Origin of the sequence: Bradyrhizobium sp. ORS 375, assembly GCF_000239775.1 — a bacterium.
GTDB lineage: Bacteria > Pseudomonadota > Alphaproteobacteria > Rhizobiales > Xanthobacteraceae > Bradyrhizobium.
This window is the reverse complement of the sequence record NZ_CAFI01000487.1, coordinates 1-7061: the sequence shown is the minus strand read 5'-3', so window position 1 is coordinate 7061 and position 7061 is coordinate 1. Positions and strand designations below refer to the sequence as shown.

Below are 7061 nucleotides of genomic sequence, written 5' to 3'. Positions count from 1 at the left end.
GCCCATCGCCTGCCCGTGAAAATCCAAGGATTAACTCTCGACGTACCGGGGTTTGACCATGATCAACTCTTGGCCAGCCGCGCCGTGCTGATGGACTGCAACCGCTTCCGCCTTTAACAAGGTTTTCATGTCGCTGATCGACCTCGCCAATCCCACCCGGTTCCTTGCGCTCGCGGCGCGGCTCTTGCCGTGGCTGGCGCTGGTCACCGTCGTGCTGCTGGGCGCCGGCCTGTACCTGTCGGCGCTGGCACCCGACGATTACCAGCAGGGCGCGACCGTCAAGATCATGTTCATCCACGTGCCCAATGCGTGGCTGTCGATGTTCGTCTGGGGCGTCATGAGCATCGCCTCGCTCGGCACCCTGGTGTGGCGCCACCCGCTCGCCGACGTCGCCGCCAAGGCCGCCGCGCCGATCGGCGCCAGCTTCACCTTCCTGGCGCTACTCACCGGCTCGCTGTGGGGCCGGCCGATGTGGGGCACCTATTGGGAATGGGACGCCCGGCTGACCTCGGTGCTGATCCTGTTCCTGATGTATCTCGGCCTGATGGCGCTGTGGCGCTCCGTCGAGGACCCGACGCGCGCCGCACGCGCGGCCGCCGTGCTGACGCTGGTCGGCGCCATCAACCTGCCGATCATCAAGTTCTCGGTCGACTGGTGGAACACCTTGCACCAGCCGGCCTCGGTGATGCGGATGGGCGGCCCGGCGCTCGACAAATCGTTCCTGATCCCGCTGCTGGTCATGGCGATCGGCTTCTCGTTCCTGTTCGTCACCTTGCATGTCGCCGCGATGCGCAACGAGATCCTGCGCCGGCGCGTGCGCAGCCTGCAGATGATGCAGGCCCGCGCGTATCAAGGCAGTGCGTCATCCGGCGGCGCAACCAGCCAGGCCGTGGGAGCCGCCTAAAGATGGACCTCGGCCCCTACACCTCCTTCATCGCGACCTCCTATCTCGCCGCCGCGCTCGTCGTGGTGCTGCTGATCGCCTGGATCGCGATCGACTACCGCACCCAGAAGGCGCGACTGCGCGCACTCGAGGAGAGCGGCATCAGCCGCCGCTCCGGCCGCGCCGCCACGGACATGCAATGACCGAACCGACTTCGCCTGAGCCGGCACCGCGCCGGCGCTCGCTGCTGATGCTGCTGCCGCTTGTGGTGTTTCTCGGGCTGGCTGCCCTGTTCTGGTCCCGGCTCGGCAACGGCGATCCGTCGCGAATTCCATCGGCGCTGATCGGCCGTCCGGCGCCCGCGACGCCGCTGCCTCCATTGCCGGAGCTCGCCAAGGACGGCACGGCTGTACCCGGGCTCGATCCGGCCGTGCTCAAGGGCAAGGTCAGCATCGTCAACGTCTGGGCGTCGTGGTGCGTCCCCTGCCATGACGAGGCACCACTGCTGGTCGATCTCGGCCGCGACAAGCGCTTCCAGATCATCGGCATCAACTACAAGGACGCCGCCGACAACGCCCGCCGCTTCCTCGGCCGCTACGGCAACCCCTATGACGTCGTCGGCGTCGACGGCAACGGCCGCGCCGGCATCGAATGGGGCGTCTACGGCGTGCCCGAGACCTTCGTGGTGGGACGCGAGGGCACCATCGTCTACAAGCTGGTCGGCCCGATCACGGCGCAGAACATCGACGCGGTGCTGAAGCCGGAGATCGAGAAGGCGCTGAAGGCGGGCGGTTAGTTGCGGCGAGCGATTAGTCGCTCGTCATTCCCCGCCAGCTGTCCGTTCCACCCCCGCTGTCATCGCCCGGCTTGACCGGGCGATCCAGTACGCCGTGACAGCATCGTGACTCACGACGGCCGCGGCGTACTGGATCATCCGCTTCCGCGGATGATGACAGTGAGGATGAGGCGCGAGCGCAGTGCCTCACGAATTTCAGTTGCGATCGTCGTTCCGGGGCAATGCGAAGCATTGAACCCGGAACCTCGAGATTCCGGGTTCGCTCGCTGACGCGAGCGCCCCGGAATGACGATCGAGAAAGCTACCCTTTGCTCACATCCCCTTCCGCCGCATCGCTGGCGGCCAGCGACGCCGGGTCCTGGTGGTAGCGCTTGATCAGCGGCATCTGGGCGATGGCGAAGATCATGGTCAGCGGCAGCACGCCGAAGGCCTTGAAGCCGACCCAGAAGTCCGTGCTCTGGGTGCGCCAGACGATCTCGTTCAGCACCGCCATCGCGGCAAAAAACAGCGCCCAGCGGAAGGTGAGGATGCGCCAGCCCGCCGATGTCAGGTTGAACACCTGATCGAACATGATCGCGATGAAGGAGCGGTTGAACAGCAGGCCGCCGCCGAGCACCGCCGCGAACAGGCCGTAGATGATGGTCGGCTTGACCTTGATGAAGGTCTCGTCGTGCAGCACCAGCGTCAGCGTGCCGAACACGATCACGACCACGGCGGTGACCAGCGCCATCAGCGGAATGTGCTTCGTCACCACGTAAGACGCGATCAGCGCCGCGATGATCGCGACCATGAAGGCGCCGGTCGCAGCGAACAGGTTGAACTTGGCGTTGACGAAGAAGAACACGATCAGCGGGCCGAGCTCGGTGGCCAGCTTGAACAGCGGATGCGGCTGGGTCTTGTCCATTCCATGTCCTGTTGGCTGTCGTCAGCAGCGACGCAGCTGGTCTCGTCGTCCACGATCACACCGCGCCGGAGCGGCGCGCCGTTAGTCCTCGATGCCGGCGATCGCCCGCGCGAAATCCTTGGCGGCGAACGGCTGCAGATCCTCGACGCCCTCGCCGACGCCGATGAAGTGCACCGGCAGCTTGAACTTCTCCGACAGCGCCACCAGGATGCCGCCGCGCGCCGTGCCGTCGAGCTTGGTCATCACCAGGCCCGTGACGCCAGCCGTACGATGGAACGCCTCGACCTGCGACAGCGCATTTTGTCCCACGGTGGCGTCGAGCACGAGCAGCACCGCATGCGGCGCTGACGCGTCGACCTTGCGAATGACACGCACGACCTTTTCGAGCTCGTTCATCAGCTCGGCCTTGTTCTGCAGCCGGCCGGCGGTGTCGATCAGCAGGATGTCCCGACCCTGCTCCTTCGCGGCGGTGATGGCGGTGAAGGCGAGGCTGGCTGCGTCGGAACCCTGCGCGCCGGCGATCACCGGCGCCCTCGTGCGCTCCCCCCACACCTTGAGCTGCTCGATTGCGGCGGCGCGGAAGGTGTCGCCCGCGGCCAGCATCACCTGCTTGCCTTCGGAGGCGAATGTCTGCGCGAGCTTGCCGATGGTGGTGGTCTTGCCCGAGCCGTTGACGCCGACGACGAGAATGACGAACGGCTTGTGTCCGGCCTCGACGATCAGCGGCTTCGCCACCGGCGCCAGCACCTTCTCGACTTCGGTCGCGACCACGGTCTTGACCTCGTCGGCGCTGATCGCCTTGTCATAGCGGCCCGCGCCAACGGCCTCGGCGATCCTTGCGGCGACCTGAGTGCCGAGGTCAGCGCGCAGCAGCACGTCCTCGATGTCGTCGAGCATCGCGCGGTCGAGCTTGCGCTTGGTGACGAGATCGGCCACGGCGGTGCCGAGCGCGCCGGAGGTGCGCTTCAGGCCGTCCGAGAGCCGCCGCCACCACGACCGCTTGGGTGTTTCGGAGGTGGTATCGTTCATGGCGTGGTGTTAGCCCTTTCCCTTCCCAAACGAAAGCTCACACCCGCGTTACGGTTTCCATGGACATTAACCAACCCACCGACGAGGAGATGCTCGCCCGCGTGCTCCACCGCGACGGGCTGATGCTGGTGATCGACAAGCCGGCCGGCATTCCCGTGCACAAGGGACCGAAGGGCGGACCCAACCTCGAAGCCTCGTTCGATGCCCTGCGCTTCGGCCTGCCGCGCCCGCCGGTGCTGGCGCATCGGCTCGACAAGGAAACCTCAGGCTGCCTGGTGCTCGGCCGCCATCGCAAGGCAACGGCGTCGCTCGGGCTTTTGTTCAAGCATGGCAAGATATCGAAGACGTATTGGGCGATCGTCGAGGGCGGGCCGGAGGCTGACGAAGGCGTAATCGAGCTGCCGCTCGGCAAGCTGAATGCGGAGCGCGGCTGGTGGCAGAAGCCGGACCCGAACGGGCAGCCGGCGGTGACGAGATGGCGGGTTCTGGGGCGGTCGTATTCGCCTGCCAGTGCATCCCCACACTCCCCTCTTTCTTGCGGCACCGACTCCCCTCCCCCCTGCGGGGAGGGGTCGGGGGTGGGGGTCCCCACGGGCAGTGTCGCCCGGAGCCATCCCCCTTCCCACCCCTCCCCCACAAGGGGGGAGGGAGCGCGGCCTGCCGTGGGTGAGATCGAGCCTCCATCAACCGAGAACCCGCGCCTCACCTGGCTCGCCATGGAACCCATCACCGGCCGCACCCACCAGCTCCGCGTGCACTCCGCCGCGTCCGGCTGGCCGATCGTCGGCGACAACATCTACGGCAACGGCCCGCGCTTCGGCGAGCCGCGGCTGCATCTGCATGCGCGGGAAATTTCGATCCCACTGTCGAAGAACAAGCCGCCGGTGCACGTCGTCGCGCCGGCACCGCTGCACATGCACGAGCGGCTGCGGCTGTGCGGGTGGAATGGGGAGTGAGCCCATCTCCCTCCACGCGTCATGGCCGGGCTTGTCCCGGCCATCCACGTCTTACTTCGCGGACACAGCGTGGATGCCCGGGTCAAGCCCGGGCATGACGGAGTTCCGGACTGAAAGTCTCGCACCATCATGTCCAGTGATCATGAGCCGCTGCACGCTGCCCGACTCCGGACCGCTGATAGACACCGGCAGATAATGCTCCGTCCTGCCCTGCGTCGCGCTCTCGATCAGCACCTCACGCTGGCAGCCAATCTCGGCATCCAGCCGCCGCCGCAATGCCGCGTCTCCTGCCGCGCGCAGCCGCCGCGCGCGGTCGCGGATCACAGCACCGTCCACCTGCGGCATCCGCGCCGCCGGCGTGCCTGGGCGCGGCGAGTAGGGAAACACGTGCAAGAATGTCAGCCCGCACTCTTCGACGAGATCGAGCGAGCGGACAAACATCTCCTCGGTCTCGGTCGGAAAGCCCGCGATGAGATCAGCGCCGAGCGCGATGTCCGGCCGCAGCCGCCGCACCTGATCGCAGAACGCGATCGCGTCGGCACGCGCGTGCCGCCGCTTCATCCGCTTCAGGATCAGGTCATCGCCGGCCTGCAGCGACAGATGCAGATGCGGCATCAGCCTGGCATCCTCGGCGAGCGCATCGAGCAGATCCGCATCGGCCTCGATCGAATCGATCGAGGAGATGCGCAACCGTTTCAGCTCCGGCACATGGCGCAGGATCTGCTTCACCAGCCGGCCGAGCTTCGGTGTGCCGGGCAAATCCGCGCCGTAGCTCGTGAGATCAACACCGGTCAGCACGATCTCGGCATGGCCACGTTCGGCAAGTGTGCGGACCTGATCGACCACGGCCCCCATCGGCACCGAGCGTGAATTGCCGCGGCCGTAAGGGATGATGCAGAAGGTGCAGCGGTGGTCGCAGCCGTTCTGCACCTGGACGAACACGCGCGGCAGGCCGTGCTGAAAACCATCGACGAGATGCGGCGCCATCTCGGTGACGGCCATGATGTCGGAGACGGCGACCTTCTCGGACGCATCGACGCCGAAGCGCGGCGCCGTCAGCGCCTGCGCGGTCACGCGCCACGCCTCCGGCTGCAATTTGTCCTCATTCCCGATCACACGATCGACCTCGGGCATATCGGCGAACATCGCGCTTTGCGTCTGCGCCGCGCAGCCGGTCACGACGATCCGCGCCGTGGGCCGCTCGCGTTTGAGCTTGCGGATGGATTGCCGCGCCTGCGCCACGGCCTCGTTGGTGACCGCACAGCTGTTGATGACGATCGTGTCGTCAGCTCCCGCCGCCTCGGCGTGGCGCGCGATCAGCTCGGATTCGAACGCGTTGAGCCGGCAGCCGAAGGTGACGACATCGACGCTCATGCGACGCTGGCGAACAGCTCTGGCGCGAACCGGCCCTCGAACTCGAACGTCGCCGTGCCCGTCATCAGCACGTGATCGTCGCGCTCGCGCCATTCGATCGTCAGTTCGCCGCCGGGCAGCGTCATATGGACGAGACGGTTGGCGCGCTTCAGCCGGGCCGCGGCCACCGCCGTCGCACACGCGGCCGAGCCGCAGGCCCTGGTCAGTCCCGCGCCGCGCTCCCAGGTGCGCATCGTGATGTGGTCGCGATCGACGATCTGGGCCAGCGTGATGTTGGCGCGCTCCGGGAAAATCGGGTGGTTTTCGAGCAGCGGCCCGAAGCGCTCGAGGTCATAGGAGTTGACGTCGTTGTCGACCCAGAACACCGCGTGCGGATTGCCCATGCTGACGACCGACGGCGAATGCAGGATCGGCGCGTCGATCGGCCCGATCTGCAGCTCGATGTAGCGGGTGTCGCGGAACTCCTCAGCCAGCGGGATCTCCTGCCAGCCGAACTTCGGCACGCCCATGTCAACCGTGTAGAGATCGGGCGACGGCCCCTGCCAGCAGTTCAGCAGGCCGGCACGCGTCTCGAACGTCGCGCTGGTCTGGCCGGTCTTGCCAAACACTTGGCTCACCACGCAGCGCATGCCGTTGCCGCAGGCGCCGGACTCCGAGCCGTCATTGTTGTAGATGCGGATGAACGCCTCGGTGCCATCGAGCCGCGGCCGTTGCAGCACCATCAACTGGTCGTAAGGCACGCGCGATGCAACCGCACGAGCCTCGTCCGGCGTCACGACATGCTTCACGTCGCGCAGGTCCAGCACGACAATCTCGTTGCCGATGCCGTTCATCTTGACGAAGCTGTGGTTGGCCAGCGCGCTCATGAAAATATCCAAATTGTGTCCGTCTTATATGGCGATAGGCGCGGCCTTGACCAGTCCGCAGGGGGACATGACGCATCTGTCATGGGACGCCGCGCCGCCGGGCATGATAGGTACCGGTCCATTCGCCGGCACGAACCGGGCCACGCAGCACGGCCACTGGAGAATAGTCGAATGAATCTCAGCACTTTCCGCCTCGTTCTGGCCGTGGGTTCGGTCGCGCTGGCGCTGGGCGGTCCGACCGCCCGGGCGCAGG

The 7061-nt window shown here is 66.5% G+C and carries 8 protein-coding genes; 4 read left to right on the top strand and 4 right to left on the bottom strand.

Annotation, left to right across the window (positions count from 1 at the left end; all coding sequences use genetic code 11):
* Positions 1–127: 127 nt before the first annotated feature.
* From BRAO375_RS33965 to BRAO375_RS33955, 3 genes are read left to right on the top strand one after another with little or no spacing between them, the layout of a single operon-like run.
* Positions 128–904 (top strand): heme ABC transporter permease, encoded by a 777-nt coding sequence (locus tag BRAO375_RS33965; RefSeq protein WP_009031948.1) that lies wholly within the window; start codon positions 128–130, stop codon positions 902–904.
* Positions 905–906: 2 nt separating this feature from the next.
* Positions 907–1086: a heme exporter protein CcmD gene (gene ccmD, locus BRAO375_RS33960; protein ID WP_006611640.1), complete on the top strand. Its 180-nt coding sequence runs from the start codon at positions 907–909 to the stop codon at positions 1084–1086.
* Entirely contained in the window at positions 1083–1679 is a 597-nt protein-coding gene (locus BRAO375_RS33955; RefSeq protein WP_009031947.1) for a DsbE family thiol:disulfide interchange protein, read from the top strand. Before ccmD ends, BRAO375_RS33955 begins: the two co-directional genes overlap by 4 nt.
* Positions 1680–1980: 301 nt before the next feature.
* Here BRAO375_RS33955 and BRAO375_RS33950 read toward each other — a convergent pair whose 3' ends face one another.
* A complete protein-coding gene (locus BRAO375_RS33950; protein ID WP_009031946.1) occupies positions 1981–2583 on the bottom strand; it encodes a septation protein A in 603 nt (200 codons plus the stop codon).
* 81 nt (positions 2584–2664) lie between these two features.
* Positions 2665–3612, bottom strand: coding sequence for a signal recognition particle-docking protein FtsY (gene ftsY / locus BRAO375_RS33945; RefSeq protein WP_009031945.1), 948 nt, complete (start codon positions 3610–3612; stop codon positions 2665–2667).
* A gap of 59 nt (positions 3613–3671) precedes the next feature.
* Here ftsY and BRAO375_RS33940 point away from each other — a divergent pair, with 59 nt between their 5' ends.
* A complete protein-coding gene (locus BRAO375_RS33940) occupies positions 3672–4568 on the top strand; it encodes an RluA family pseudouridine synthase (RefSeq protein ID WP_009031944.1) in 897 nt (298 codons plus the stop codon).
* Positions 4569–4619: 51 nt separating this feature from the next.
* On the opposite strand, the gene mtaB is transcribed toward BRAO375_RS33940, so the two are convergent.
* Both mtaB and dapF read right to left on the bottom strand, forming a co-directional pair.
* Positions 4620–5942, bottom strand: coding sequence for a tRNA (N(6)-L-threonylcarbamoyladenosine(37)-C(2))-methylthiotransferase MtaB (gene mtaB, locus BRAO375_RS33935; protein WP_009031943.1), 1323 nt, complete (start codon positions 5940–5942; stop codon positions 4620–4622).
* On the bottom strand, positions 5939–6808 hold the full coding sequence (dapF, locus tag BRAO375_RS33930) for a diaminopimelate epimerase (protein ID WP_009031942.1): 870 nt from the start codon (positions 6806–6808) through the stop codon (positions 5939–5941). Before dapF ends, mtaB begins: the two co-directional genes overlap by 4 nt.
* Positions 6809–7061: the final 253 nt, after the last annotated feature.

Excerpts from the sequence above, each read along its gene's own strand:
- BRAO375_RS33965 (WP_009031948.1), top strand. The coding sequence starts at position 128 with ATGTCGCTGATCGACCTCGCCAATCCCACCCGGTTCCTTGCGCTCGCG.
- ccmD (WP_006611640.1), top strand. The coding sequence starts at position 907 with ATGGACCTCGGCCCCTACACCTCCTTCATCGCGACCTCCTATCTCGCC.
- BRAO375_RS33955 (WP_009031947.1), top strand. The coding sequence starts at position 1,083 with ATGACCGAACCGACTTCGCCTGAGCCGGCACCGCGCCGGCGCTCGCTG.
- BRAO375_RS33950 (WP_009031946.1), bottom strand. The coding sequence starts at position 2,583 with ATGGACAAGACCCAGCCGCATCCGCTGTTCAAGCTGGCCACCGAGCTC.
- ftsY (WP_009031945.1), bottom strand. The coding sequence starts at position 3,612 with ATGAACGATACCACCTCCGAAACACCCAAGCGGTCGTGGTGGCGGCGG.
- BRAO375_RS33940 (WP_009031944.1), top strand. The coding sequence starts at position 3,672 with ATGGACATTAACCAACCCACCGACGAGGAGATGCTCGCCCGCGTGCTC.
- mtaB (WP_009031943.1), bottom strand. The coding sequence starts at position 5,942 with ATGAGCGTCGATGTCGTCACCTTCGGCTGCCGGCTCAACGCGTTCGAA.
- dapF (WP_009031942.1), bottom strand. The coding sequence starts at position 6,808 with ATGAGCGCGCTGGCCAACCACAGCTTCGTCAAGATGAACGGCATCGGC.